This is a genomic window from Zoogloea sp. 1C4 (assembly GCF_009469605.1).
Classification (GTDB): Bacteria; Pseudomonadota; Gammaproteobacteria; order Burkholderiales; family Rhodocyclaceae; genus Zoogloea; species Zoogloea oryzae.
In genome coordinates this window covers 73,736-100,219 of the sequence record NZ_SSXU01000012.1, presented here as the reverse complement: position 1 = coordinate 100,219, position 26,484 = coordinate 73,736, and the positions used below count along the sequence as shown (strand labels likewise).

28 protein-coding genes and 1 riboswitch are annotated in these 26,484 nt (G+C 69.4%); of the genes, 12 read left to right on the top strand and 16 right to left on the bottom strand.

The annotated features are described in order from the left end of the window. Positions 1 to 44: 44 nt before the first annotated feature. The 10 genes from GH681_RS15100 to GH681_RS15055 all read left to right on the top strand — a co-directional run bounded on the left by GH681_RS15100 (position 45) and on the right by GH681_RS15055 (position 10,855). Positions 45 to 1,856: a GspE/PulE family protein gene (locus GH681_RS15100; protein WP_153162321.1), complete on the top strand. Its 1,812-nt coding sequence runs from the start codon at positions 45 to 47 to the stop codon at positions 1,854 to 1,856. Between the two features lie 80 nt (positions 1,857 to 1,936). Next, complete coding sequence (locus GH681_RS15095; RefSeq protein ID WP_153162320.1) at positions 1,937 to 2,884, top strand: AEC family transporter; 948 nt, start codon at positions 1,937 to 1,939, stop codon at positions 2,882 to 2,884. A gap of 69 nt (positions 2,885 to 2,953) precedes the next feature. Beyond that, complete coding sequence (locus tag GH681_RS15090) at positions 2,954 to 3,859, top strand: DMT family transporter (protein ID WP_153162319.1); 906 nt, start codon at positions 2,954 to 2,956, stop codon at positions 3,857 to 3,859. A gap of 216 nt (positions 3,860 to 4,075) precedes the next feature. Beyond that, positions 4,076 to 4,957: a putative selenate ABC transporter substrate-binding protein gene (locus GH681_RS15085; protein WP_153162318.1), complete on the top strand. Its 882-nt coding sequence runs from the start codon at positions 4,076 to 4,078 to the stop codon at positions 4,955 to 4,957. Positions 4,958 to 5,008: 51 nt separating this feature from the next. Beyond that, positions 5,009 to 5,815, top strand: coding sequence for a phosphonate ABC transporter ATP-binding protein (locus GH681_RS15080; RefSeq protein WP_153162317.1), 807 nt, complete (start codon positions 5,009 to 5,011; stop codon positions 5,813 to 5,815). 121 nt (positions 5,816 to 5,936) lie between these two features. After that, a complete protein-coding gene (locus GH681_RS15075; RefSeq protein ID WP_153162316.1) occupies positions 5,937 to 6,758 on the top strand; it encodes an ABC transporter permease in 822 nt (273 codons plus the stop codon). 112 nt (positions 6,759 to 6,870) lie between these two features. After that, complete coding sequence (gene phnE, locus GH681_RS15070) at positions 6,871 to 7,638, top strand: phosphonate ABC transporter, permease protein PhnE (protein ID WP_153162315.1); 768 nt, start codon at positions 6,871 to 6,873, stop codon at positions 7,636 to 7,638. Between the two features lie 98 nt (positions 7,639 to 7,736). Beyond that, positions 7,737 to 9,401, top strand: a complete 1,665-nt coding sequence (locus GH681_RS15065) for an AarF/ABC1/UbiB kinase family protein (RefSeq protein ID WP_228111923.1) — start codon at positions 7,737 to 7,739, stop codon at positions 9,399 to 9,401. 45 nt (positions 9,402 to 9,446) lie between these two features. Beyond that, entirely contained in the window at positions 9,447 to 10,130 is a 684-nt protein-coding gene (locus tag GH681_RS15060) for an SDR family oxidoreductase (RefSeq protein WP_153162314.1), read from the top strand. 254 nt (positions 10,131 to 10,384) lie between these two features. Next, on the top strand, positions 10,385 to 10,855 hold the full coding sequence (locus GH681_RS15055) for a hypothetical protein (protein WP_153162313.1): 471 nt from the start codon (positions 10,385 to 10,387) through the stop codon (positions 10,853 to 10,855). Positions 10,856 to 11,194: 339 nt separating this feature from the next. Here GH681_RS15055 and GH681_RS15050 read toward each other — a convergent pair whose 3' ends face one another. The 14 genes from GH681_RS15050 to GH681_RS14985 form a co-directional block, all read right to left on the bottom strand. Continuing rightward, positions 11,195 to 11,731 (bottom strand): DUF2058 domain-containing protein, encoded by a 537-nt coding sequence (locus GH681_RS15050; RefSeq protein WP_153162312.1) that lies wholly within the window; start codon positions 11,729 to 11,731, stop codon positions 11,195 to 11,197. Between the two features lie 111 nt (positions 11,732 to 11,842). Beyond that, a complete protein-coding gene (locus GH681_RS15045) occupies positions 11,843 to 12,268 on the bottom strand; it encodes a hypothetical protein (protein ID WP_228111922.1) in 426 nt (141 codons plus the stop codon). Positions 12,269 to 12,279: 11 nt separating this feature from the next. Then, a complete protein-coding gene (locus GH681_RS15040) occupies positions 12,280 to 13,536 on the bottom strand; it encodes a hypothetical protein (RefSeq protein ID WP_153162311.1) in 1,257 nt (418 codons plus the stop codon). Between the two features lie 137 nt (positions 13,537 to 13,673). Continuing rightward, on the bottom strand, positions 13,674 to 14,018 hold the full coding sequence (locus GH681_RS15035; protein ID WP_153162310.1) for a ferredoxin: 345 nt from the start codon (positions 14,016 to 14,018) through the stop codon (positions 13,674 to 13,676). Next, positions 14,015 to 14,998: a precorrin-3B C(17)-methyltransferase gene (cobJ, locus tag GH681_RS15030; RefSeq protein ID WP_153162309.1), complete on the bottom strand. Its 984-nt coding sequence runs from the start codon at positions 14,996 to 14,998 to the stop codon at positions 14,015 to 14,017. The genes GH681_RS15035 and cobJ overlap by 4 nt, the downstream gene beginning before the upstream one ends. Continuing rightward, positions 14,995 to 15,396: a cobalamin biosynthesis protein gene (locus GH681_RS15025; protein ID WP_153162308.1), complete on the bottom strand. Its 402-nt coding sequence runs from the start codon at positions 15,394 to 15,396 to the stop codon at positions 14,995 to 14,997. Before GH681_RS15025 ends, cobJ begins: the two co-directional genes overlap by 4 nt. 4 nt (positions 15,397 to 15,400) lie before the next feature. Then, complete coding sequence (locus tag GH681_RS15020) at positions 15,401 to 16,177, bottom strand: cobalamin biosynthesis central domain-containing protein (protein ID WP_153162307.1); 777 nt, start codon at positions 16,175 to 16,177, stop codon at positions 15,401 to 15,403. A gap of 31 nt (positions 16,178 to 16,208) precedes the next feature. Continuing rightward, positions 16,209 to 16,985 carry a precorrin-2 C(20)-methyltransferase gene (cobI, locus tag GH681_RS15015; RefSeq protein ID WP_153162306.1) on the bottom strand — a complete coding sequence of 259 codons (777 nt, stop codon included), beginning with the start codon at positions 16,983 to 16,985 and terminating at the stop codon, positions 16,209 to 16,211. After that, positions 16,982 to 18,265, bottom strand: a complete 1,284-nt coding sequence (cbiE, locus tag GH681_RS15010; protein WP_153162305.1) for a precorrin-6y C5,15-methyltransferase (decarboxylating) subunit CbiE — start codon at positions 18,263 to 18,265, stop codon at positions 16,982 to 16,984. The genes cobI and cbiE overlap by 4 nt, the downstream gene beginning before the upstream one ends. Then, entirely contained in the window at positions 18,258 to 19,424 is a 1,167-nt protein-coding gene (locus GH681_RS15005; protein ID WP_228111921.1) for a cobalt-precorrin-5B (C(1))-methyltransferase, read from the bottom strand. The genes cbiE and GH681_RS15005 overlap by 8 nt, the downstream gene beginning before the upstream one ends. Further along, complete coding sequence (locus tag GH681_RS15000; RefSeq protein WP_153162354.1) at positions 19,414 to 20,091, bottom strand: precorrin-8X methylmutase; 678 nt, start codon at positions 20,089 to 20,091, stop codon at positions 19,414 to 19,416. The genes GH681_RS15005 and GH681_RS15000 overlap by 11 nt, the downstream gene beginning before the upstream one ends. Before the next feature lie 7 nt (positions 20,092 to 20,098). Continuing rightward, a complete protein-coding gene (locus tag GH681_RS14995; RefSeq protein WP_153162304.1) occupies positions 20,099 to 20,986 on the bottom strand; it encodes a sirohydrochlorin chelatase in 888 nt (295 codons plus the stop codon). Beyond that, entirely contained in the window at positions 20,983 to 21,783 is an 801-nt protein-coding gene (cobM, locus tag GH681_RS14990) for a precorrin-4 C(11)-methyltransferase (protein ID WP_153162303.1), read from the bottom strand. Before cobM ends, GH681_RS14995 begins: the two co-directional genes overlap by 4 nt. A 3-nt stretch (positions 21,784 to 21,786) precedes the next feature. Continuing rightward, positions 21,787 to 22,425 carry an energy-coupling factor ABC transporter permease gene (locus tag GH681_RS14985; RefSeq protein WP_153162302.1) on the bottom strand — a complete coding sequence of 213 codons (639 nt, stop codon included), beginning with the start codon at positions 22,423 to 22,425 and terminating at the stop codon, positions 21,787 to 21,789. Between the two features lie 214 nt (positions 22,426 to 22,639). Further along, a riboswitch (cobalamin riboswitch) is annotated at positions 22,640 to 22,858 on the bottom strand. A 165-nt stretch (positions 22,859 to 23,023) separates the two neighbouring features. On the opposite strand from GH681_RS14985, the gene GH681_RS14980 reads away from it, so the two are divergent. Together GH681_RS14980 and GH681_RS14975 are read left to right on the top strand one after the other, a co-directional pair. Then, positions 23,024 to 23,536 (top strand): PAS domain-containing protein, encoded by a 513-nt coding sequence (locus GH681_RS14980; RefSeq protein ID WP_153162301.1) that lies wholly within the window; start codon positions 23,024 to 23,026, stop codon positions 23,534 to 23,536. Further along, positions 23,511 to 24,968, top strand: a complete 1,458-nt coding sequence (locus tag GH681_RS14975) for a methyl-accepting chemotaxis protein (protein WP_153162300.1) — start codon at positions 23,511 to 23,513, stop codon at positions 24,966 to 24,968. Before GH681_RS14980 ends, GH681_RS14975 begins: the two co-directional genes overlap by 26 nt. Positions 24,969 to 25,219: 251 nt before the next feature. On the opposite strand, the gene GH681_RS14970 is transcribed toward GH681_RS14975, so the two are convergent. Further along, the gene (locus GH681_RS14970; protein WP_153162299.1) at positions 25,220 to 25,603 is read right to left on the bottom strand and encodes a hypothetical protein; all 384 of its coding nucleotides are present in this window, start codon (positions 25,601 to 25,603) and stop codon (positions 25,220 to 25,222) included. Beyond that, positions 25,600 to 26,478 (bottom strand): hypothetical protein, encoded by an 879-nt coding sequence (locus GH681_RS14965; RefSeq protein ID WP_153162298.1) that lies wholly within the window; start codon positions 26,476 to 26,478, stop codon positions 25,600 to 25,602. Before GH681_RS14965 ends, GH681_RS14970 begins: the two co-directional genes overlap by 4 nt. Positions 26,479 to 26,484 lie beyond the last annotated feature (6 nt).

Sequence of the window (26,484 nt, the reverse complement as noted above, 5' to 3'; positions counted from 1 at the left end):
GTTCGGGGTTATCTTTCGCCCTGAATCCCGATCGTCCCCCGCCGATGCACGCCGCCACCGCCCAGACCGCCCGCGAACACCGCCTGACCCTTGTCGAAGTGCTCGACATGCTGGTGGGCGACGGGCTTGTCGCGCAGATGGACGCCGAGGCGCTGCTGGCGTCCCAGGCGCGAAAGCCGGAAGACATCCACCCGCTGCTGCTGGTGGGCCGCCAGAAGTGGCCGTCGAGGCAGCCGCCCCACCGCCCGCTGGGCGCGGAGGAGCTGACCGAGTGGCTGGCCGGGCGGGTCAAGCTCGACTACTACCGCATCGACCCCCTCAAGATCGATTTCGCCGCAGTCACCGCGGTGATGTCGTCGGCCTACGCGACGCGCTTTGGCGTGCTTCCGGTTCAGGTGGGCCTGCGGGAGGTGGTGGTGGCGACGACCCAGCCCTTTCTGCGCGAATGGGAGCGGGAAGTAGCCGGCATCCTGAAGAAGGAGATCCGCCGGGTGGTGGCCAACCCGGCCGACGTGGCGCGCTATCTGGTCGAGTTCTACAACCTCGCCCGCTCGGTGAAGAACGCCGTGCAGAGCAGTGCCGGCCACGGGGGCGGCAGCAGCCTGTCGAGCTTCGAGCAGCTGGTGGAGATCGGCCAGGCCAGCAACCGCCAGTACGACGCCAACGACCGCCACATCATCAACATCGTCGACTGGCTGTGGCAGTACGCCTTCGAGCAGCGCGCCAGCGACATCCACATCGAGCCCCGGCGCGACATGGGCGTGGTGCGCTTCCGCATCGACGGGGTGCTGCATCAGGTCTATCAGATGCCGATGCCGGTGCTGGTGGCGATGACCAGCCGGATCAAGATCCTCGGCCGGATGGACGTGGTGGAAAAGCGTCGGCCTCAAGACGGCCGGGTGAAGACCCGGGTGGCCAGCGGCAAGGAGGTCGAGCTGCGCCTCGCCACGCTGCCCACCGCGTTTGGCGAGAAGCTGGTGATGCGCATCTTCGATCCGGAGGTGCTGGTGCGCAACATGGTCGAGCTGGGCTTCTCGGAGCAGGACGAGGCGCGCTGGAAGTCGATCTCCGGCCGGCCCAACGGGATCATCCTGGTCACCGGCCCTACCGGTTCAGGCAAGACGACCACGCTGTATTCGACGCTCAAGCAGCTGGCCACGCCGGAGGTGAATGTCTGCACCATCGAAGACCCGATCGAGATGGTGGAGCCGGCCTTCAACCAGATGCAGGTTCATCAGGCCATCGACCTGGGGTTTGCCGAGGGCGTGCGGGCGCTGATGCGGCAGGACCCGGACATCATCATGGTCGGCGAGATCCGCGACCTGCAGACCGCCGAGATGGCGATCCAGGCGGCGCTCACCGGGCATCTGGTGCTGTCCACGCTGCACACCAACGACGCCCCGTCGGCGATCACCCGGATGCTCGATCTGGGTGCGCCGGCCTATCTCCTCAACGCCACCCTGCTGGGCATCATGGCCCAGCGCCTGGTGCGGGTGTTGTGCCCCCACTGCAAGGCGGCCCACCCGCCGACGCCCGAGGAAGAGGCGATCTGGGATCACCTGGTGGCGCCCTGGAAGGTCGCCCGGCCGCCGCGCATCCACCGGGCGGTGGGCTGCATGGAATGCCGGATGACCGGCTTCATGGGGCGCATCGGGCTGTACGAAATCCTGCTGATGTCACCGGAGATCCGCAAGGTGGTGTCGGCCGATCTCGATCTGGCCCGGGTGCGCGACCTGGCGATCCGCGAAGGGATGCGGCCGCTGCGTCTTTCCGGCGCGGCCAAGGTGGCGGCGGGCATCACGACCCTCGAGGAAGTGGTCAAGGTCGCCCCGCCCGCCGACGACGAAGGACACTGAGGCCCTCGGGCAAACCGCAACTGACGCAGCGCAGCAAGATCGGTTAGGCTGCGCGGTTTCGATCTGCGCTTGCGCCTCCGATGTCCGGTTTTCTCCACCAGCTCAATCTGGCTGCGCCCTTCTTCGCGCTGGTCTTCATCGGCTATGGGCTGATGCGTTTTTCCGGCTGGCCGAAGGCGATGTCCGAGAACCTCTCGCGCTTCGTGTTCTCGGTGGCGATGCCGGCGATGCTGTTTCACATGATGAGCGACCTGTCGCGCCTGCCGCCGGTGGATGCGCGCCTGCTGATCGCCTTCTTCGGCAGCTGCGTGATCGTCTTCGCGATCGGCCGGGTGGTGAGCTGGAAGCTGTTCGGCCTGGATGGTCAGGCCCAGTCGATCTTCGCGATGGGCGGGGTGTTCTCGAACAACGTGTTTCTGGGGATTCCCCTCGCCAAGGTGGCGCTGGGCGATGCGGCGATGCCGTCGGTGGCGCTGGTGCTGGTGTTCAACTCGCTGATCCTGTGGACGCTGGTGACGATCAACATCGAGTGGGCTCGCCACGGCAGCTTCTCGGTGAAGGGCTTCGCCAAGACCCTGCGCGGCGTGCTCACCAACCCCATCGTGGCGAGCATCCTGTCGGGCAGCCTGTTCGGGGTGTCGGGGCTCGCGGTGCCGGATCTGATCGACCGGCCGCTGGCGATGATCGGCCAGGCCGCCGCGCCGATGGCGATGATCGTGCTGGGCATGGGGCTGGCCGAATACGGCGTGCGCGAAGGCTGGCGGATCAGCACCGCGATCAGCGCGTTGAAGCTGGTGGTACAGCCGGCCATCGTCTGGCTGCTGGCCCGGGCGCTCGGCCTGCCAACCATGGAGACCCAGGTGGTGGTGATGCTGGCGTCCCTGGCGGTGGGCGCCAACGTGTATCTGATGGCCCGCCAGTTCAAGCTGATCGAGGGGCCGGTGGCGGGCAGCCTGATCCTGTCCACCGCCCTGTCGTCGGTGACCACGCCCCTGGCGCTGGCCCTGATGGGCGCGACGCCTCCGTGATTCGGCCCGCCGCCGCGAACTCCGCCTGCTGCAGGCGGTCTTTCCGCTTTGCCTTTCCGTGAGTCGCCGATGCCTTCGTCTTCCCCGTTGAGCCGTTTCCTGCCGGCGATCGCGCTGATCGTGCTGTCCTGTACCTGGGGCTACACCTGGGTGCTCATCAAGCAGGCGCTGACTTACGCGTCACCCTTTGCGGTGGCGGCCCAGCGCTGCGTGGGCGGCACCCTGGCGCTGATCCTCGCGGTGCGCCTGTCGGGCAAGTCGATGCGGCTGGCGGCGCCGGGGGCGACGGTGCTGATCGGGCTGGTGCAGGTGGCCGGCTTCACGCTGCTGCAGACCTCCGCGCTGGTGGAAGGCGGCCCGGGCAAGACCGCGGTGCTGATCTTCACGATGCCGATCTGGACGCTGCTGCTGGGCTGGCCGCTGCTGGGCGAGCGGGTGCGCGGCAAGCAGTGGCTGGCGGCCGCCAGCACCCTGGGCGGGCTGATGCTGATCATCGAGCCCTGGAACATGCACACCAGCCTGCTCAGCAAGGCGCTGGGGCTCGGCGCGGCCCTGTGCTGGGCCGTGGGTACCATCCTCATCAAGCGGCTGCGTCAGGCGCGTCCTGTGGATCTGCTGGTGCTCACCATGTGGCAGATGATCTTCGGCTCGATCCCGCTGGCGATCATCGCCGCGGTGCTGCCCGGTGAGCCGACCCACTGGACGATGGACTACGTGCTGATCCTCACCTTCCTGTCAGTGGCGAGCGTGGCCCTGTGCTGGTGGCTGTGGGTGTGGATCCTCGACCGGGTGCCGGCGTGGGAGGCGAGCTTGTCGGTGCTCGGAACGCCGGTGGTGGCGATCCTGTCGTCGCGGCTAACGCTGGGCGAGGCCTTTGCGGCCAGCGAGGTGGCCGGCATCGTGCTGATCGGCGGCGGGCTGGCGCTGTTGTCGCTGTTCGGCTGGCTGGCCAGCCGGCAGGCGGCGAGGACCTGAACCGCCCGCCCCGGAGGGCGATGTTTTCGGTCGGGGTGCGTCTGGCCTGTTCACTCCGGCGGTGTCCGTCGCTATAGTCCGCCCCGCGGTCTGTGTACCGCCTGATGTGTGACGAGCGGGGCTGCCATGTGCCGGCCCCGGAAACTTAAGCCGGGGCCGTTCTCCCCCGTCCCGGCGGCTGGCGTCGTGTTGCGATGCCGTTTCGAGGAGCTGTCGATGACTTCCGTGCCCTTTGCCCGGCGCGCGCTGCTGCGTGCCTTTGCCGTTTCCGCCCTGGCTGCCGCTGCTGGCGTGCCCTTCGCCGCCCAGGCCGAGGACGTGCTGCGCGTCTCCGCGATCCCCGACGAAGCGCCCACCGAGCTGCAGCGCAAGTTCGCCCCGCTGGGCGCGTACCTCGAAGCGGAAACCGGGATGAAGGTCGTCTTCGTGCCGGTGACCGACTACGCCGCGGTGGTCGAAGCCCTCGCTACCCGCAAGCTCGACATGGCCTGGCTGGGCGGTTTCACCTTCGTGCAGGCCAGGATCCGCACCGGCGGCACCGCCGTGCCGCTGGTCCAGCGGGCCGAGGACGCGAAGTTCACCTCGCGCTTCATCACCGCCAGCGACAGCATCAAGACCTTCGCCGACCTGAAGGGCAAGACCTTCGCCTTCGGCGCGCCCTCGTCCACCTCCGGCCACCTGATGCCGCGCTACTTCCTGGGCCAGGAAGGCATCAACCCGGACAAGGATTTCAAGACGGTCGCCTTCTCCGGCGCCCACGACGCCACCGTGGCCTTCGTGCAGGGCGGCAAGGTGGATGCCGGCGTGCTCAACACCTCGGTGTGGGACAAGCTGGTCGAGCAGAAGAAGGTGGATACCAGCAAGGTCCGCGTCTTCGCCACCACGCCGCCCTACTTCGACTACAACTGGACGGTGCGCGGCGATCTCGACCCGAAGATCCAGGAAAAGCTCAAGCAGGCCTTCCTGAAGCTCGACCCGGCCAACCCGGCCCACAAGGAAATCATGGCCCTGCAGCGCGCCAGCAAGTTCATCCCCACCAAGGCGGAGAACTACAAGGGCATCGAAAGCGCCGCCCAGGCCGCCGGCCTGCTGAAGTAAGGCGCGCCGCCCGGCATGAGGCTTTCCCCGCCGGGCCGCCCAAGGATCACCATGAACCTCTCCCTCGAAGGCGTGGGCCTCGTCCATGCCAACGGCCACCAGGCCCTGCGCTGGATCGACCTGCATGTCGAGGCCGGCGAGCGGGTCGCGCTGATCGGCGCGTCCGGTGCCGGCAAGACCACCCTGCTGCGGGTGCTCGCCGCGGCCCTGCGCCCGAGCGGGGGGCGGCTGCGGATGGAAGGTGGCGACCCGTGGGCGGCGTCGCCGGCTGTGCTCCGCCAGCTGCGCGCGCGCATCGGCCTCGTCCATCAGGCCCCGCCGATCCCGCCCCGCCAGCGGGTGGTGACGGCCGTGCTGGCCGGCCGGCTGGGTCAGTGGCCGCTGTGGAAATCCCTCGCCTCGCTGGTGCTGCCGGCGGACGCCGAAGGCGCGCGGCGCGAACTCGCCCGCCTCGATCTGGCCGACAAGCTCTTCGAGCGTTGCGACCGCCTCTCCGGCGGCCAACTGCAGCGGGTGGCCCTGGCCCGCGTGCTTTACCAGCAGCCCGACCTGCTGCTGGCCGACGAGCCGGTGTCGGCGATGGACCCGGCGCTGTCCGAACTCACCGTGGCCCTGCTGAACGAAGAAGCCAGCCGCCGCCGCGTGACCCTGGTGGCGAGCCTGCACGCGGTGGATCTGGCCCTGCGGCACTTTCCGCGGGTGGTGGGCGTGAAGGATAGCGGCGTGCTGTTCGACCTGCCGGCGAGTCAGGTGACCGAGGGCCAGCTGCGCGAGCTCTACGCCGCCGAGGGCGGGCTGCCGATCGCCGGGGCACCGGCCTCGGCAATCGTCGACCTTTCGCCGCTGCGTTGCTCATGAGCGGGATGCTGTTTTTCGTGAATCCGGCTGTAGGTCGGACTTCAGTCCGACAATTCCCTGCATGCTCGACGCGTGATGTCGGACTGAAGTCCGACCTACAGGATCGGCGGAGCCAGGGGCGATGAGCGCCTCCGTCCGCGATCCTGCCGCCCTGCCCCGCTTGGGCTGGACGCTCGTGGCGCTGGTGCTGCTGTGGCCGCTCCTGCGGCTCACCGATTTCCGTCCGGCGGCGCTGTTCGACGACGGCAACCTCAATGCGATGGGGCATTTCGTCGGCGGGTTCCTGCCGATGGAGACTTCACCAGATTTCCTCGCCCTGCTCGGCAAGGCGACCATCGAGACCCTGGCGATGGCTACCGCCGGCGTGGCGGTGGCTTTCGTGCTGGCGGTGCCGCTGGGCCTCGCGATGACCCGCAGCCTGTCGGTGTCGCGCCTCGGGCCGGGGCGCGGCGGCTGGATCGGCCAGTTGCTGCGGGCGCTGGTGCGGGCCGTGCTGGCGGTGCTGCGCGGGGTGCCGGAGCTGGTGTGGGCGCTGCTTTTCGTGCGCGTCTTCGGCCTGGGCGCGGCGGCCGGCGTGCTGGCGCTGGGCATCACCTACGGCGGCATGCTCGGCAAGGTGTATGGCGAGATCCTCGAATCCACCGACGACCAGCCCACCCGCGCCCTGCTCGAAGCCGGCAGCGGACGCCTCGCGGCCTTCTGCTACGGCCTGCTGCCCAACGCCGGGCAGGAGCTGGTCTCCTACACCGTGTATCGCTGGGAGTGCGCGGTGCGCGCCTCGGTGGTGATGGGCTTCGTGGGCGCCGGCGGGCTTGGTCAGCTGATGGACCAGTCCATGAAGATGCTCAACGGCGGCGAGGCGGCGACCATCCTGGCCACCTTTCTGGCGCTGGTGGTGGCGGCCGACGCCATCTCCGAGCTGCTGCGGCGGAGGCTGGCATGAGCGTGGGCTTCCGTAGGTCGGACTTCAGTCCGACAAACCCCTGCCTGATCAACGCGTGCTGTCGGACTGAAGTCCGACCTACAGGTCATCCACTTTGCGCCGGGGGGCCGCGATGAAACCCGGCGTCACCTTCGGCGGCCTCGCCGCGATCGTGCTGGTGCTGGCGGCGGTGGCGGGTAGCTTCGCCTACCTGGACATGCCGCTGGGCGCGCTGTTCACGGGCGCCGCGGTGGGCGAGGCGGTGGCTTTCGTGCAGCGCTTCTTCCCGCCGGATCTGTCGGCGGATTTCCTCGCCAAGGTGGGCGGCGCGGCGCTGGAGACGCTGGCGATCTCGCTGGTCAGCACGCTGCTGGCGGCCGTTGCCGGGGCGCTGCTGGCGATGCCGGCGGCCGGACGGCAGGGGCGGGCGGTGCGTCGCGTCGCGCGTTTCGTGCTCAATCTGCTGCGTTCGGTGCCCGAGCTGGTGTGGGCCACGCTGATGGTGCTGGCGGCGGGCCTCGGGCCGTTTGCGGGCACCCTGGCGCTGGCGCTCCACACCACCGGCGTGCTCGGCCGGCTGTTTGCCGAGGCGCTGGAGAACGCCCCGCCGACCCCGGCCGAGGCGCTTGCCGGCAGCGGCACGCCGGCGGTCGCGGCCTTCCTCTACGGCACGCTGCCGCTGGTCGCCCCCCAATGGCTGGCCTACAGCCTGTACCGCTGGGAGATGAACATCCGGATGGCGGCGATCCTCGGCTTTGTGGGCGCCGGGGGCTTGGGCGGGTTGCTGTACTACAGCCTGTCCCTGTTCCACGAGGCCGAGGCCAGCACCGTGATCCTCGCCATGCTGGCGATGGCCATCGCGGTGGATGGCGCCAGCGCCTGGCTGCGCCGCAAGGCCTGATCGCGCATACCCCTCCCGGGGGCTTTCGATCTGGATTACCCTTGGGCGATGAGTCGCCTCCATCCGCCTTCTTACCCCTCACGCCGGAGCCGCCGCTGATGCTGTGGGAAGCCCTCGGTGCCGCCCGCGATCTCGGGCGCGTCCATGACATCGCCGCGGTGCTGATCCGCTACGGCTTCGGTGATCTCGTCCAGCGCCTGGGCATGGCGCGGGCGCTGGAGCGGGCCGGCAAGGTGCTGCATCTGCGCGGGCAGGACGACATTGCCCGGCTCGAACCGGCTGCCCGGGTGCGCCGCGCGCTGGAGGAGCTCGGCCCCACCTTCGTGAAGCTCGGGCAGATCCTCGCCACCCGGGCCGATCTCTTTCCGCCGGAATGGATCGCCGAGTTCGGCAAGCTGCAGGACGCGGCGCCGGCGGTGCCCTTCGAGGCCATCCGCGCCCAGCTCGCCGAAGACCTGGGCGATCTCCCCGAAAACATCTTCACCGAACTCGACACCACGCCCCTGGCGGCGGCCAGCCTGGCCCAGGTGCATCGGGCGAAATTGGCGGACGGCACGCCGGTTGCCCTCAAGGTGCGCCGGCCCGGCATCCGCCCGGTGATCGAGGCCGACCTGCGGCTGCTGGCCCGGCTGGCCGAGATCGTCGAGGCCGAGGCGCCGGACCTGCGCCGCTATCGCCCCCGCGAGGTGGTGCGCCAGTTTGCCCATTCGCTGCGCCGGGAGCTGGATTTCTCGGCCGAAGGGCGCAACGCCGAACGCATCGCGGCGAGCTTCGTGGATCAGCCGGAGATCGTCGTGCCGCGCATCCACTGGCAATGGTCGGGCGAACGGCTCAACGTGCAGGACTTCATCGAGGGCGTGCCCGGGCGTGCGGTGACGGCGTTGCCCGAAGGCTATGACCGGCGCCTGCTGGCCCGGCGGGGTGCCCGCGCGGTGCTCAAGATGGTGCTGGAGGACGGTTTCTTCCACGCCGATCCGCACCAGGGCAACGTGTTCTACCTGCCCGACAACCGCCTCGCCTTCATCGACTTCGGGATGGTCGGGCGGCTGCCCGAGGCCCGGCGCTACGAGGTGGCCGAGCTGCTCCACGGGCTGGTGGACCGGGACGGCGGGCTGGTCACCCAGGTGCTGCTGGGCTGGAGCGACGCGGCCGAGGCCGACAGCGTATCCCTGCGCGCCGACATCGACCGCTTTGTGGATGAGTACCACGGCGTGCCCCTCCGGCAGCTGGATTTCGGCGCCATGCTGGGCGACGTGGTGGGCATCCTGCGGGAGCACGGCCTCGCCCTGCCGCCGGATCTGGCGCTGATGATCAAGGCCTTCATCACCCTCGAAGGCCTCGGCCGCCAGCTCGACCCGGATTTCGACATCGCCGGCGAGGCCGCGCCCTATCTGCGCGAGGTGATCCTCGCCCACCACGCGCCGGACGCCATCGCCCGGCGCGGCTGGCGCGGGCTGGTGTCAGTGGCCGATCTGCTGGCCGGGCTGCCCCACGATCTGGCCCGCCTGCTGCGCATCGCCCGCCGGGGCAGCCTGAAGCTGGAGGTGGACGTGCCGCCCCTCAAGGCCTTCGGCGACCAGCTCGACCGGGCCGCCAGCCGGCTGACGATGGGCATCGTCACCGCCGCGCTGATCGTCGGCTCGTCCATCGCCCTCACCGTCAATCGCAGCGATTCGGTGTCGCTGATCGGCCTGTTGGGCTTTGTGGGCGCGATGCTGGGCGGCTTGTGGGTGCTGGTGTCGGTGTGGCGCGGCGGGCGCTGATCCGGCCCGGCAAGGTTTTTCTGACCGAAGACAGGAGGAGCGGCAATGTCGAATCCGATGCTGACGGGAAAACGGGTGCTCATCACCCACGCCGACCAGTTCATGGGGCCGGTGCTGTGCGACGTGTTCGAGCGCCACGGCGCCGTGGTGATCCGCGATACCGATCCCCTGCGGGCGCCCGGTGCCGTCGAGGCCTTGGTGGCCAGGGCCGGGCAGATCGACGCGCTGGTGGCCAATCTGGCGATCACCGCGCCCACCACCGCGGTGACGGATGTGACCGACGACGAGTGGCAGGACTGTTTCGCCGCGCTGGTGCATCCGCTGGCCACCCTGTGCCGGGCGGTGCTGTCGGCGATGATCGAGCGGCGTGCCGGCAAGATCCTGGTGATGGGCAGCGCCTCGGCCCTGCGCGGCATGAAGCGCGCGTCCAGCTACAGCGCCGCCCGGGGCGCCCAGCTTGCCTATGTGCAGGCGGTGGGCGTGGAAGTGGCGCCCCACAACGTGCAGGTCAATGCCATCGCCCAGAACTTCGTCGATAACCCCACCTACTTCCCGCCCGAAGTGCAGGCCAACCCGCGTTTCCAGGAACGCCTGAAGCGCGAGGTGCCCCTGGGCCGGCTGGTGGGCGCCAACGAGGACGCCGAGTTTGCCGCCTACCTGTGCAGCGACGCCGCCAACTGCTTCGTGGGGCAGGTGTTTCCGGTGTGCGGCGGGTGGGTCCCGCGCTAGCGGAAGGCTGCGGCAGCTGAGCCCGGGCCGGGCTTGGGCGGCCCGCCGGGCATGGCCATGCCGCCGGCCTGCGAGGTCCACGGCCGAAGCTCCCATCGTCGGTGCGTGGCCGCCTCCCTCGGCCGCGCGGGGGGCGTCCGGATCATCCATTTATGGCAATTGAATTGCCAGCATGTCCCCCTCGCCACTAGAATGCCGGCCGCACCATGGCGTGCATTTGACATATATCGACAACCGCGAGGAGGCGTTTTCCCATGTCCCAGAATCTGGTTTCCCTGTCCGTATCCGACGAAGCGATGAAGGAGATCGAGGCCGCCCTGGCCTCGCTCGAGAAACACCTCGACGGGCTGATCTCCCTGTCGGTGGCGGAGCGCGGCGAGCTGGTGAAGATGGGTCCGAAATCCGAGACCTTTGCGCGTAAGGCCCACGATGTGCTGGTGCAGAGCCCGGACATCCTGCCGCGCTCGTTCTCGGTGGAGGAGTTTGGGGCCGACATCCGGGCGCTGGACCAGCTGCGGCCGGTGTTCCTGCGGATCACGGCGCTGGCGGTGCGGGCGGAGGATACCGAGATGGCCCTGGGCAGCGACATCATGAACGCGGCGCTGGATGGCTACCGTTTTGCCAAGTCGGCGGGCAAGGGCACGGCGCTGGACGAGCTGCGGGCCCACGCGGCGGTGCGTTTTGGCAAGGGCGGGCGCGGCGCAGGGGGGCCGGCGGCGTCCTGAGGGGGAATGCCCGGCCCCGTTGCGGCGGGGTCGGACCTGTGACCGCCGGGGTTGGCAGTCAGACTGCCAACGCTGGCAGTTCGAAGTGCAGGCGTGGCAGTTTCAGGTGCAGGGTTGCGGGTTTGAGGCGCACGCGTGGACCTCGGAGGTGCAACGCCGGACCTCAGAGGTCCATGCATGCAGGTCGGAGGTCCGACCGTGCACCAGAAAGGGGCATGGTTGCCGGTCTGAGGTCCGCGTTTGCGGGTCGGACATGCAGGGTCGGATGTTCGAGATGCAGCGCTGGCAGTCTGAGGTGCAGGGGTGGCAGGGGGTGGCCCGCCACCGTCTGCCGGTCGCTCACCACATCAGGTCGTCCGGCACCTGGAAGGCGGCGTAGGGGTCGTCTTCGTCCACTTCGGTGCTGGCTTTCTTCACGCGGACGACGATGTTCGGGTCGCGTTCGGCGATCTTGTCGGCGATGACCTTGGGCACCAGCTCGGCGCTCTCGCCCTGGCAGACGATCACCAGATGCCCGGCGACGATGTGGGCCTGAACGGCGGCGGAGACGTACATCCGCTTGATCTTGCCGTCGTGGGTGTAGTTGTAGGCGATGTCGCCGCGGCCCTTGTCCTGGCGGTTCTGCCTGACCATCTGGATGATCTGGGCGGCGATGGCCTTCTGCAGCGCGGCGGCGTCGCGCTGGGCGTTGAGCTCGCGGGCGCGCTCGGCGTTCTTGCGCTGGGTTTCGAGGGCGGCGAGGCGGGCCTCGTCGACGCTCTCGGTGCCGGTGCGGCGTTCGATCTTCTTCTGCCGGGCCTTGTCCTGGTTGGTCTGCTTGACCTTGTTCTTGTCGACCAGGCCGGCTTTCAAAAATTGTTCCTGCAAAGAGGCCATGTGTGCGCCACCCCGTGAGATGAAGTTGGCCGGCGCGGGCTGCGGTGCCGGCCGGCGGGAAGGCGGCAGGATAGCAAAAATGCGGGGGCCGTCGCCCCTGGCGACGCCGGCTTACTTCTGCTGCAGGATGTTCATGCCCGCCGGCACCTCGTCGGCGTCGATGTAGGCCACCGCGCCGGGATTGGTGCGGACGTAGGCGATGACTTCGGCGCTGGTGCGCAGCTCGACCGGGGGCGAGCCGAGCCCGACGAAGCGGCGCACCGTCCAGTAGCTGGTGTAGTGATCTTCGTCCTGCCCCAGGAAGGTGGCGAGGAAGCGGGTGCGCAGCGGGTGGCCGGCGGGCAGGTTGATGGGGCTCACCGATACGCCGCGGATCTCGACCACCTTGCCGGTGAAGAGGCGCCGGATGACGGTGGTGTCGACCCGGGGCAGGGGGTCGTGGCTGATGATGGCGATGCCCTCGGCGCCCGCCACCGGGGCGATCAGCAGGAGCAGGAGGGGCAGCAGGGGCCGCAACAGGATGGTGTGCCGGATCATGTTCGGCACCTTCAGAAGACGAAGCTGTAGGAGAGGGACAGTACGTTGAAGCGCTGGTGGCTCGCGCGCTCGCCGGCCGGGGTATCCACCAGGCTGGAGGCGGCGCCCACGTGGGTCTGGCTCCATTCGGCCTTGAGCTTGCTGGTGGGGGTGAGGGCGTAGGCGGTGCCGATGCTCCAGGTGTATTGGTCGTAGGCGCCGAAGGCGTCGGCGCCGGATTTCTGCATGGCGGTGATGAAGCCGGTGGGGTCGGCGGCGGCCGGTATGGTGGGGTTGTCGAGGGCCCGGTGGAGATCCAGCTGGGCGCCGCTGGAGCGCAGGCGCGCGTGATAGACGTAGGGCGTCCACTGGCCGATCCGCTTGCGCAGGGCAAGGTAGCCGCCGGTCATGTTGAAGACGCTGGGGATGTCGAAGGTCTTGCACTGGACGGCCTCGCCCGCCAGGCGGAAGCCGTTGCCGATGCCGACGTCGGCGCCCAGGGCGAGCACGCTGAGGCGCATCTCTTCGGGGCCGCCGGGGACAAGGTTGTAGTAGCTCACGCCGGGTGCCGGTGTCTCGAGGGTCGGCACCACCCACCGGTAACCGGAGCGCTGCCGGTCGCGTATCTGGTAGTAGGTGAACTTGTAGACGTCCTCGTCCCGGTGGAAGGCGAGCGACAGCCCGCGGACCTCCAGCGTGATGGGCAGGTAGTAATCGCCGGCCGGGCTCATGCCCAGGTAGCTGGTGCGGAAGTACTGGCGCCAGTAGCCGTTGTTGCGGCCCCAGTAGGCCTCGAGGCTGAGGTCGCCGCTGTCGGTCGCCCAGGTCTTCAAGGCCGACCCGCCGATGAAATCGACGATGGACGACAGGAAATACACTTCGGCGGGGAGCCGGGCGTAGTCGAAGGTGGCGCCGACCTCCATGTTCTCGGCGTGGAGGTAGCCGGGGATGCGCAGCTTGCCGGCCCGCAGCTGCCAGTCGTTGCTGGGCCGCCACGATACGAAGGCCCAGGCGAGGGTTGCGTCGAGGCGGTCGTCGGTGAAGTTGGCCGGGGCCAGCCGGCCCTGCAGCGTGGCGCTCCATTCGGGTGAGACGCGGATGTCGAGCTGTGCGCCGAGCACGCTGTCGCGCAGGAAGGTGCCGTTGTCGTCGATGCTGCGCTGATAGGCGAAGGGATGATCGGAGCGGGCGTAGCCCAGCGTGCCGAACACGGCGGTGGAGTAGTCGACGGCAGAGGCCGGCGCCGAAACGGCGATGGCGACCAGTAGCAGGGCGGTGGGCGTTCTCATGGGCAGGACTGGATGCGGTGCGGGTAGCCCGCTCGGGGACGGGATTATCCGTGCTGCCGCCGATTCCTGCATGGCTTATGCGCCGGGGGTCCGCCGGATCGTGCCCTGCCCGGCTCGATCCGGCGGATGGCGCTGCGTCAGGCGCCGTCGTGGTCGCTCTGGTGGAAGACGTGTTCATCCACCGGCCGGCCGCCGACGAGGTGCTCGTGGATGATGCGCTCCATCACCGCGTCGGTGACGCCGTAGTACCAGGTGCCGTCGGGCTGCACGCACAGGATCGGGCCGCCCTTGCAGGCGGCGAAGCAGGCGGTGCGGGTGCGTTTGACGCGGACCTCGCCGGCATCGAGCCCGGCGGCCTTGAGCCGGGGCCCGAGGCCGTCGAAGAGGGCCTGGGCCTGGCCGTCGGTGGTGCAGCGGGGGCCGGTGCACACCAGCAGGTGGCGGCGGTAGGCGCCGATGCGGGGTTTGACGGGTTCGCTCATGCGTCGGCTCCGGTGGGTTCGTCGGCGGGCTCGGAGGCGAGGGGTTCGGCCAGCAGGGCGGCGATGTAGTCCTCGGGCAGCCGGTGGAGGGCGGCCAGCTCGGCGGCGCCGAGGCCGCTGGCGAAGAGGCCGGCGAGCCAGCCGTCGAGGCCCGTGGACAGCGATCGCCCGGCCTGTTCGCCGGCGTGGGTGGTGCCGCTGTCCACGTCGTACTTGTTGCTGTAGCCCCGCGGCGTGACCATCAGCCCGTGGCGGATGAAGGTGTTGGAGTTGCCGATGAGCACCGTGGAGAGCATGCCGATGTCGCACTCGGTCATCTTCTCGAGGGTGGTGAATTCGATGCGCTGCTTGGGGCGGTAGGCCGACTTGACGATGGCGACGGGTGTGTCGGGGCGGCGGTGGCGCAGGAAGAGGCGGCGCGCTTCGACGATCTGGCGGGTGCGGCGGCCGCTCTTGGGGTTGTAGAGGGCGACGACGAAATCGGCGTGGGCGACGGCGTCGAGCCGGCGGGCGATGGTCGGCCACGGGGTGAGCAGGTCCGACAGGCTGATGGCGCAGAAGTCGTGGGTGAGCGGCGCGCCGACCAGCGCGGCGCAGGTGTTGAGCGCCGAGGCGCCGGGGATGATCTCCACGTCGATGCCGCTGTCGGGCGTCCAGCCGGCCTGGAACAGCACCTCGAAGGTGGGCCCGGCCATGCCGTACACGCCGGCGTCGCCGGAGGAGATCAGCGCGACCTTCTTGCCGGCGCGGGCGCGCTCGAAGGCTTCGATGGCCCGGTCGAGCTCTTCGGTCATCGACTTCTTGATGACTTCCTTGCCCTCGAGCAGGTCGGCCACCAGGCGGATGTAGGTGACGTAGCCGATGACGGTGTCGGCTTCGGCAATGGCCGCCCGGGCGCGGGCGGTGAGGTGGGCGTGGCTGCCGGGGCCGAGGCCCACCAGCATGATCCGGCCGCCGGACGGGGTGGAGGTGTCGCTCATTGGGGAATCCTTGCGATGGAGACGGTGGCGTTGCGGCCGTCGGGGCCGCGGAACTTGAGTTTTTCGACGATCAGCTGATCCATGCCGGCGCCGGCCGCGAGCAGCGCCGCGGCTTCGGAGACCGAGGGCGTGCCGGTGTATTTGCGGACGGTTTCGGAGGGGTGGGGTACGGTCACGGCGGCCAGCGCGGCGGCGGGGTAGAAGCGGATCGTCCAGCCCTGCCAGTCGGCCAGGGCGTGCAGGCCGGGCTCATCGGCCTTGAGGTCGATGCTGGCCACCGCGGCCACGTCGGCGAGGCTGGCGCCGCAGCGGGCGAGGGCATCCACCACCGCCCACACGAGGGTGGTGGCCGGCGTGCCCCGGTCGCAGCCGAGGCCGAGGGCGATCGGGCTGCTCACCGGATCACCCGCAGTGCGCCCCGCTGGGGCGGTAGATCACGCGCTTGCCGGCGAGGGGCGCGGCGAGGGCGGCCGGGAGGGGCCGGTGGCTGATCCACAGCACGGCGCCGAAGCGGGCGATGTCCACGTCCTCGAGGCGGGCGAAGCGCTGCAGGTTGGCCGGCAGGGGGCCGCTGCGGCCGTTGGCGTGGCCGCGCCACCAGTCGTCGCTGCCGCTTTCCTGGACGAGGGCGACGGGTTCGTCGTTCACCACCGCGGCGCTGGCGCGGACGATCTCGTCGTGGCTGGCCTCGAAAGTCCAGCCCAGCTCGCGGCCGAGGAGATCCACGGCGAGCGTCTGGCGGGCGTCGGAGGCGGTGGTGAGCACGACGGTGGCGTCGAGGGCGTGGGCGATCTGGCCGGCCAGGGCGTTGGCGCCGCCCAGGTGGCCGGAGAGCATCGGGATGACGAAGCGCCCGGCCTCGTCGATGACGACCACGCCGGGGTCGGATTCCTTGCGGCCCAGATGCGGGGCGACGAGCCGCACCATCGCGCCCAGCGACACGATGGCGACGATGCCGTCGAAGTTGGAGAACAGGATGGGGATCTGCTCGGCGGTCTTGCCGGCGTAGCAGCTGGCGGCGCCCGGGGCGGCGGCGTGGGCTTCGGCGGCGAATTTCTCGGGGGCGAAGAGGCGCGCGCCGGGCAGCGCGGTGACCACGTGGCCGGCCACGGCGATGCCGTGGCGGGTGATCGAGACGACGGCGATGCGGTCGTGGGGGAAGGGCAGGTGGGGTGTCATGGCGGGGCGGCGGGAAAAGGTGGGTGGGGAATCAGGCCGTTTCGGTGGCGCGCTTGCGGCAGCCGCGGCGCAGCTCGCCGCGCACCCGCTTGGGGTTCTGGACGAGCAATAGGGAAAGGTAGTTGACCTTTTCGCCGGCCAGGCTTGCCACGTCCCGGACGATGCGTTCGTCGGGTGAGCCAACCTTCTCGATGAAGCAGCTGGTGGCGAGGAGCCCGCGGCGGGCCAGCAGGGCCAGCACCTCGTCGAGCAGCGGCTTGACCTTGAGCAGCACGAGGGTGTCGAACTCGTCGAGGAGGCGCTCGATCACCGGCACGCCGTAGGCGGCGGGGATGACGGCGAAGGTTTCGTCCTCTTCGGCGAGGGTCAGCCCGGTGCCGGCCGCTGCGGCGGCGAAGGACGACACGCCGGGGATGGTCTCCACCTCCACCTCGGGGGCGAGCTCGCGCACCACCCGGGCGAGGTGGCCGAAGGTGGAGAAGGTGGAGGCGTCGCCCTCGACCAGGAAGACCAGGTCGCGCCCTTCGCGCAGCAGCGCGACGGTGCGGGTGGCGGCGCGGCTCCACGCCTTGGCGAGGGCCACCGGGTCGCGGGTCATCGGGAAGACCAGGGCTTCGGCGTCGGCGGGGATGGCGAGGCCGCCGCGCTCGACGATGCCGAGGGCGTAGGAGGATTCCTCGGCCTTCTTGACCGGGTAGAGCCAGCGGGCCTCGCCGCTGAGGCAGGCCCAGGCGCGGCGGGTGATGAGTGCCGGATCGCCGGGGCCGAGGGAGGCGCCGATCAGGCGGCCGCAGGTGGGTGTAGTCATGGAGCGTCCTTGCGGGTGGAGACTATCCACACCGGGTTGTGGGCGGCGAGGCGGTGCATGTCGAGGATGGGCTGGCTGCGGGAGGCTTGCAGCTGGACCACGTCCCACGTCGCGCCGGCGTCGCTGAGGGCGGCGGTGGCGGTGGCGAGGTTTTCGAGGGTGACGAAGTTCATCACCAGCCGGCCGCCGGGGCGCAGGCGGGTGAGGATGAGGCGGATGAGCCCGGCGAGCTCGCCGCCGGAGCCGCCGATGAACACGGCGTCGGGGTCGGGCCAGGTGTCGAGGCCGTCCGGCGCCCGGCCTTCGACCAGCGTGTAGTTGCTGGCCTTGAGGCGGCGGGCGTTGTCGCGGGCGTTGGCGGCGTCGGCGGTGTTCTTTTCGATTGCCCACACGTGGCCGGCGTGGGCGATGCGCGCGGCTTCGAGGCCCACCGAGCCGGAGCCAGCACCGATGTCCCACACCCGGCTGTCGGGCCGCAGGCCCAGTTTGGCGAGGGACAGGGCGCGGGCTTCCTGCTTGGTGATGAGGCCTTTCTCGGGCGTGCGCTGGATGTAGTCGGCGTCGTCGAAGCCGAACACGGCGCGGGGCTCGGGCGGCGTGATGCGGGTGAGCACGACGATGTTGGGGTCGGGGAAGCGGCGCGCGGCGGCGTCGGCCAGCGGCAGGTCGGCCTCTACGCTTTCGTCCGGCAGACCCAGCCTGGCGGCCACCGAGAGCTGGAAGTCGGCGCCGTGGCCGGCGGCGATCAGGGCCCGGGCGATGCGGTCGGGGCTGTTCTCGGGGCTGGTGAAGGCGCCGATCAGGGTGGCGTCGGCGGCGGCGCGCACGAGGGGGTAGAGCCCGTGGTCGGGCGTGGCGCCGGGTGTCCATTCACCGGCGTCGCGGCTGTGCACCGAGACGATCCGCGCCGCTTGCCAGGGCCGCTTGAGGCGGGCAAAGGCGAGCTGCAGGGTGGAGGCGGCGGGCAGCACCTCGACCCCGTCGGCGCCGAGCCGGCCGATGAGGAAAGCGCCGATGCCGTGGCACAGGGGGTCGCCGGTGGCGAGCACCACGCTGGGCTGACCGGCAGCCAGCGCCGCACGGACCCATTCGGGGACACGGCCGAGCTGGCCGTCCATCGCCCGTTGTTTCACCCGGGAGGGGAGGTGGGGGGCAACGAGTTCAAGCGTGCGGCGGGCGCCGATCAGCAGTTGGGCTGAGCGCAGGCGGTTGCGGGCGGTTTCGCCCAGCCCGGCCCAGCCGTCGTCGAGGATGCCGATGAGGGCACAGGGTTCAGACAAGTTCGTGTTCCTCCACGGTGACGATGGGGACGCCCTCGAAATTGCAGGCGAGCACGGTGAGGCGGTGGGGGCCGGGGTAGCGCTGGCGCAGGCTGCGGATGGCCCGCTCGGCGAGCGCCCGGTGGAAGGCCACCGCCAGATCCAGTTCGGCCAGCCTTTCGGCGGCGAAGCGGGCGGTTTCGGCGGCGCGGATCTCGGCGACCAGATCGGGTGGGGCGCCCACTTCGGCGGCGGCGGAGGCGATCAGCTCGCGGTCGATCTCTTCGCGCCAGGCGTGGGTGACCGACAGGCCCTGGGCGATCTTGGTGAGCTTGCCGACCATGGCGCCGACGATGATGTGCTGCATGCGCTGCTTCACCGCGGTCTGGAAGGCGGCCTTGACGAAGTCGCCCATCTGCACGAAGCAGGCTTCGTCGAGGGCCGGGTAACAGCGCATGGCGCATTTTTCGGTGCGTCCGCCGGTGGTGAAGACGACGCTGGTGTGGCCCTGGTTGGCGGCCACGTCCACGGCCTGCACCACGCTGGCCCGGAAGGCGGCGGTGGAATACGGCCGGACGATGCCGGTGGTGCCGAGGATGGAGATGCCGCCCAGGATGCCGAGGCGGGCGTTGAGGGTCTTCTTGGCCATCTCGTCGCCGCCGGGCACCGAGATGGTCACGGCGAGCCCGTCGCCGGCGTCGAGGATGGGGCTGCCGGCGGCGCGCACGTTGTCGCCGATGTTGCGGCGGGGGACGGGGTTGATGGCCGGGCCGCCCACGTCGAGGCCGAGGCCGGGCTTGGTGACGATGCCGACCCCCGGCCCGCCGCGCAGCACGATCTGCCCGGAGGCGCCGGGCAGGCGCTCGACTTCGACGGTGAGGTGGGCGCCGTTGGTGGCGTCGGGGTCGTCGCCGGCGTCCTTGATGCTGACCGCCCGGGCGCGTTGGCCGTCGGTCCAGCCGTCGCAGATCGGGAAGCGCACCCGCTGGGTGTTGGGGAGCACGCAGTCCACAAAATCCGGCACCCGGCCATGCACCAGCCCGAGGGCGGCGGCGGCGGCGGCGGCGGCCGAATTGGCGCCGGTGGAGAAGCCCGTGCGGTTGCCGCGATCCCGTTTCGGGTCGCCCTTGCGGATTTTTTCGGGGGCTGCGTGGCCGGTCATGGCGATCTCAGCGGCCATTGCGCTGGTGTTCCTCGGCCTGGCCGAGGAGGGCGTGGATGGCCGCGACGACCAGGGTCGAGCCGCCCTTGCGGCCGCGGATCGCCACCCACGGCACGTCGTCGACGGTCATCAGCAGGTCCTTGGATTCGGCGGCCGACACGAAGCCGACCGGCATCCCGACCACCAGCGCGGGGCGCGCGCCTTCCTCGCGGATGAGCCGCACCACCTCGATGAGCGCGGTGGGGGCGTTGCCGATGCCGACGATGGCGCCGTCGAGCAGGCCGAGGCGGTGGGCCTTGCGCATGGCCTGGACGGCGCGGGTGGTGTCTTCGCGGCGGGCGGCGTCGATCACGTCGGGGTCGGAGATGAACTGGTGGGTGGTGATGCCGAAGTGTTCGAGGCGGGGCCGCGAGAGGCCGACGCAGATCATCTCCACGTCGGCCACCACCGGCGTGCCGCCGGCCAGGATGCGGGCGAGGCCGGCCTGCATCGCCCGGGGGTGGAAGGTGGTGAGGCCGTTGAACTCGAAGTCGGCGTTGGCGTGGATCATCCGGCGCACCAGCGGCCACTGGTCGGCGCTGTAGGCGTGGGGGCCGGTTTCGGCGTCGATGATGGCGAAGGAGTCGTGCTCGATGGCGCGGCCGGCGGCGGTGAGCTGTTCGGTGACGATGTTGGCGGTGCGCATGGTGGGATCAGGCATGGACGGCGACGGGGTGGACGTGCGCGTGGTCGTGGCCCGGGAGGTGGGTGTGGCTGTGGTCGTGGAGGTGTTCGGCTTCGGCGGCCTGGCGATATTTGCAGCCGTCGCATTCGAGCAGCCCGCCTTCGGGCAGGGCGTGGCCGGCAACCTTGGCGTCGAGGAGGTCGAAGACGCCCTTGTCGAACCCGAAGTGGGTGCCCAGCGCGAAGGCGATCTGCGGGTACTGGGCGTGCAGGCGCGCCACCTGGGCCTTGATGCGCTCCATCAGCACGCCGGTGAAGAGGTACACCGGGACGATCGCCAGCTGGGTCATGCCCAGACGCACCTGGCGCTGGACGACGCTTTCGAGGCGCGGCCAGGTGACGCCGGTGAAGGCCAGATCCACCAGCTCGAAGTCGTTGTCCTCGAACAGCCAGCGGGCCATCTTGGCGAGCTCGCCGTTGGCGCCGGCGTCGGATGAGCCGCGGCCGAGGAGGATCACGCCGGTGGTCTGCGGGTCGGGCATGTCGAGGGCCTTCATCAGGCGGTCGAGCTGGCCTTGCAGCACCTGGAGGATCTCGCGGCCCATGCCCAGGTGGCGGGCGCAGCTGAAGTGCACGGCCGGGTGGCGGGCGCGGGCGGCTTCGATGGCGGCGGGCAGCTCCATCTTCACGTGGCCGGCGGCGTTGAGGATGAAGGGGATCACCAGCACGTGGCGGGCGTCGCCGGCGGCGCGGTCGAGGCCGTCGTCGAGGAGCACGTCGGCGTGCTCGATGAAGCAGGTTTCGATGCGCCAGGCGGGGTGACGCTCGCGCCACTGGGCGGCGAAGTGGAGGATCTCGGTGTTGCCGTCCCGGTTGCGGGAGCCGTGGCCCACCAGGAGGATCGTGGTGTCGTTCATGCGGGGTTCTCCGGGGCGCGGGGCGTTGCCTTGCGGAAACGGTGCGCGAAGGCGGGGTCGTAGAGCTTGGAGCGGGCGAGGGTCGGCCAGTCGGCGGCGCCCAGGGTGGGGCTGGCGATGATCATGGCCTGGCTGGCGATCTTCTCGGCCTGGCAGCGCTGCTTGATGTCGGCGAGGGTGCCGCGGACGATCTTCTCGTCGCCGGGCCAGCTGGCCTTCTGGACGACCAGGATCGGCGCGTCCTCGGCCCAGCCGGCGGCGCGCAGGGCGCGCTGGACCTCATGCAGCAGGGTGATCGACAGGAAGATGCACAGGGTGCTGCGGTGGGCGGCGAGGGCTTCGAGCTCCTCGCCCGGCGGCATGGGCGTGCGCCCGGCCACGCGGGTGAGGATCACCGTCTGGGTGACTTCCGGCAGGGTCAGGGTCTCGCCGGCGGCGGCGGCCGACGAGAAGGCCGACGACACGCCGGGCACCACCGCCCACTCGACGCCGGCGGCGGTGAGCGGGCGGGTCATCTCGACCAGCGCGCCGTAGAGGCCGGGGTCGCCGGTCTGCAGGCGCACCACGCAGGCGTGGCGGGCGCTCTGGTCGAGCAGCCAGGCGGTCATCTCCTCGAGGGTCATGTCCTTCGAGTCGCGGATCTCGCAGCCCTGCGGGGCGAACAGGGTGGCCGCCTGATCCACCAGCGAGCCGGCGTAGAGGATCGCGCCGGCGCTTTCGAGCAGGCGCCGCCCCTTCACGGTGAGGAGTTCAGGGTCGCCGGGGCCGGCGCCCACGAACCAGACCTTGCCGGTCATGGCTCAGGCTGCCTGATGCTGGAAGCACAGCCGCACCACCGCGCTGTGCTGGCGGCGGGCGATGGCATGCACCGCCAGCAGCGTGAGGATCGGCTCGACGGCCACGATGGCGGCGTAGGACGAGGCGAAGGAGAGCCAGGCGCTGAGCGGTGTGGCGACCTCGCCGATGGCCAGCCAGAAGCCGACCATCAGGGTGACGCCGCCGTAGAAGGCCGCGTCGAGCTTGAGGATGCTGCGCAGGGTGGGCCGCGTGTCGGCGGCGCGCAGGCGCTGGCCGAGGGTGGCATGCACCAGCACCAGCGGCAGGGCCAGCGAGAGGGTATTGACGCCCAGGTGGAGCAGGTCGGCCGGCGCGAACATCAGCCCCTGGGCCAGCAGGCCGAGGGCGAAGCCGAACAGCGTCGGCACGAAGCCCAGCGCCAGGTAGAGCGGCATCGCACCGAGGAAATGCAGCTCCGACGGGCCCACCGGCAGGTGGAAGGCCTGCATGAACAGGGTGAAGGCGACTGCCGCGATCAGGCTGCGGACGATCAGCTGCGGCGCTTTGAGGAGGTGGACCGACTGGCTGCCCAGCAGGGCGACGGCGGCGGCGTTGGCGGCGAGGATCTTGGCACTGGCGACGTACCCCGGTTCGATGTGCATCTTGCTTCCCTTCGTGACGATTGGACGAAGTGCGGCAAGGCATCAGGGGGCGCGCAGAAGCAGCGAAAGACGAAAAGACGGACCGGTGGCCGGCGGGCCGGGCAGGCGAAGACCAATGGCGGACGTGGTTCCGGAAAGGCGGATGGAACGGGAACGGACGGACAGTGATCGGGCAAGCCCATCGGTCGGCTCTGCCCACACCCCGGGGCCAATACCACACCAAAACGTCACAGGCCGGTCTTCTGGCTCGCCTTCATCCTCTTCTGCCGACCTTCCCGTGCGCGAGCACAGTGGCGTTGAGCAGATTCGTCAGGCTTACAGCAGCGGGGGCTGCGCCGGAATGGCCAGGGAGCGCGTGCTCCCGACGTCACCGGACTTCCCGTTTCACCTTGCCTGCAGACGCAGGCTCGGCACCCGTAACGGGGCGGAGTCTAACCGCATGTGCTACGACGCGGCAAGCCTTCGTGCCGATGGGCCGGCTTTTTATGAATCCTGCCTTCAGCCCGGTTCGGGCAGTGCCGACAACGCACTACAGGTCCGATCACCGAGGCCAGACAAAACACCGCGGACAGCGCGGGCAAAAAGGAAGAGGGACAACATGAAACCGAGGGTTTCGCCGACGACGGTCGAGCGTTCGCTGGGTGACGATGATTTCATCGTCACCAAGACCGACGCAAAGGGCCGCATCCTCTACGCCAACCGGATCTTCATCGCGCTATCGGGCTACACCGAGGCCGAGCTGCTGGGCAGCCAGCACAACATCATCCGCCACCCGGACATGCCGCGGGCGGTGTTCAAGCTGCTGTGGGATCACATCGCGGCGGAGCAGGAGTTCATCGGCTACGTGAAGAACATGGCCAGGGATGGGAGCTTCTACTGGGTGCTGGCGACCGTGACGCCGGACCGGGACGGGGAGCGCGGCATCGTCGGTTACACCTCGGTGCGCCGCAAGCCGCAACGCGAGGCGGTGGCCGCTGCCAGCGCGCTGTACCGGGAGATGGCCGCTGCCGAAGCGGCGGCCGGGGCCGCGCGGGCCATCGAGGCGGGCACCGCGGTGCTGATGAAGGCGCTCAACGGGAGGGGCTATGAACAGTTCGTCCTTGCGCTCTAGGCTGGCGCTGCTCCTGTGGGGCCAGGCGGCGCTGCTGCTGGCGGCGCTGGTGACGGGGTTCTTCGTCGGCGGATCGCACCCGCTGATGCTGATGTGGCTGGTGGCGGGCGTCGCGCTTGCCGCCTGGGGGCTGCGCCGGCTGCGGCAGGCGCTGGCGCCGCTGGACGGGTTGCTGGCGCTGGCCGGGAAGGTCGGCGAGGGGGATTTCTCGTCGCGCATCACCGGCATCGGCGATCAGGACGAGATCGGCCGGCTGGGGTGGGCGATGAACGATCTGCTCGACCAGCTGGAGGCGTATTTCCGCGAGTCCGAAAGCGCCTTCCGGGCGCAGATGGACGGGCGCTACGCGCGCATCGGCCAGCGCTCCGGCCTGCACGGCGGGCTGCAGGCGGCGATGACCGCCCACAACACCCTGCTGGCGTCGATGGCGGCCCATCTGCGCGGCCAGATGAAGACCCTGCTGCTGAGCAACGCCGGCATGCTCAACGCCGGCAACCTGATCAACAACCTCACCGGCAACCAGGCCGACATGCTGGCGATCACCGCTCAGATGCACGAAGCCGCGGCGACCGCCACGGCCACCGCCAGCGAGGCGGGCGAGAGTCAGCGCACCGTGACCGAGGTGGTGTCGCAGCTCGACGGCATCGGCACGCGCATCCTGCAGGTGGCGTCGGCCATCGACGAGATGACCGCCCGCAGCCGCGAGGTGGCGATGTCGGTGGCGCTGATCAACGAGATCTCCGACCAGACCAACCTGCTGGCCCTCAACGCGGCGATCGAGGCGGCCCGGGCCGGTGAATCGGGCCGCGGCTTTGCGGTGGTGGCGGACGAGGTGCGCAAGCTGGCCGAAAAGACCCGCGGCGCATCCCAGTCGATCGGCGAGGTGATGCAGGGCCTGATCGGCCAGAGCGAGGCGATGCAGTCGAATGCCCGCGAGATGAAGGAGATGACTGCGTGTTCGCAGCAGGTGGTGGGCGATCTGGCCGCCACCTTCGGGCGCTTTGCGACAGCGGCGAGCCAGACCGAACACCAGGCCGCGGAGGTACACGACAAGAGCTTCGCGACCCTGGTGAAGCTCGACCACATGATCTACAAGCAGCGCACCTATCTGTCGCTCAACAGCGACGGTGACTGCGAACACGGTGCGCCGGTGGCGGTCGGCCACGAGGAGTGCCGCCTGGGCCGCTGGTACCGGGGCGACGGGAAGGCTCTGTTCGGGCAGCTGCCGGCCTACGGCAAGCTGGAGGCGCCCCACGCGCTGGTGCACGACAGTGCCCACCGGGTGCTGGCGCTGCTCGAAAAGGACTGGCAGAACGACGCCACGATCCAGTCGCAGATCGTGGACGAGCTCAACAACATGGAAACCGGTAGCCGCCAGGTGATGGAGCTGCTCGACCAGTTCGTCGCCGACAAGCACGCCGGGCGGGCCTGAAGGTTCAGGAGCCCCGTAGTCGGCTGGGTTGTGCTGGGCTCGCGGAACTGCAGCAAGGCTTGTGCGTCTGGCCCGCGATCAACCGGGAGCCACATGCAGTTCGAGACGGTGGTCGAAGCACCTGAGCGCAGAGGCGAGATGCCTGCCGGCGGCGGCTTGAGCCGGAAGGTGTTGGGTCCGAGTCGGCCGGCGTTTGTCCGAGTTGCCGGCCTCGTTGCGTGGCGGTGGTCAGCCCAGGGTCAAGCCGTGCATCACGACCGTACCCGAAACCACTCCGTTCGAGCCGCGGGAAAAACCGCCACCACCTCGCCCGACGGCGCGGCAATCAGCTTCATTGCCCACTCGGCGCGGGACAATGATTCTGGCAGGTAACGCTCGATCGCTTCGCCGAGCGCCTGCCAGCCTGGCATTTCCTCGTTGAATTCATACACGCGCCCATCCTTGGCAAGGATCACCAGACAAAGCAATTCGCCAGCGTAGATGTCGCGCTTGCAGGCATCCAGACGACGCACGTCACACCACGACACCCGCTCGCTACCCATCGACACGCCAGCGGCGTCAGCCGAAACCGCCAGCGCTTCGACTCGCCCCCGCCGAATCAAGGCAGCCAGGCGTTTGAGGTAGCGCGCGATCATTCCCATCTGAACGTCGTCACAAAATCGTAAGCGGCTTCACCCGCGGCTTTCCCGGTCTCGCGCCCAATCCAGCCACCTCCGAGTCCGCCCAAAATACCGCCGACAACACACAACGTCCCCGTGGTCACCTCACCAACGACCGGTACAGCCAGGGTTGGCGATCCCAGGGCCGCCAGGGAAACGCAACCGGCCCACGCACCGCCGACACCACCTGCCGCACCAACGCCCAAGCCTGTGTATTCACGTGCAGCCGTACGACCGCGCTGTTCCGAAGGCACCTGCATCACGACCATGGTCGTCACTGTGATGTCCAGAACAATCAGGGTCGATCCCGCCACGCGAAACACCATGCTCAACCGATTAACGGTAGCACGTGATTTGCCGACACTTTCCAGCACGGCTTCGATGCTGCCCTTTCGGGCCAGCAAATCGCTCGGCTGCGGGAGCTTGGAACCCGGTTTCAGAATTTCCGAATACTGCTTGGCGAAAGGAGTCAACGGCTTTCGAAACTCTTCGACCAATGTGTTACGCGCCCGGACCATTTCCTCAAACTCGATGTTGGTGATGTTCCCGCGCCGAAGGAGTTCATTGGCCTGCACCTGCAATACCTTGTCGGCGTGATCGTACGCTAACCGCCAATACGCATCCCATGCCATTGGCGCAGTCATGCTGCTGGTAATCTGGACAGACTCTCGGAAAGCCGGGCTGAGCAGCACCTTTTGCGCCCGCGGGAGAAACTGGGGGCTCCCGGGCGAGGCTTGATAGATGCCGAGCGGGCCCGGAACGGCATACGGTGCTTGAGACGAGATTCCGAAATCGAAGCCTTGCTGTTCAACCGGATTCAAAAGGCTGTCAGGTATGCGCGAACCGACCATTCATGT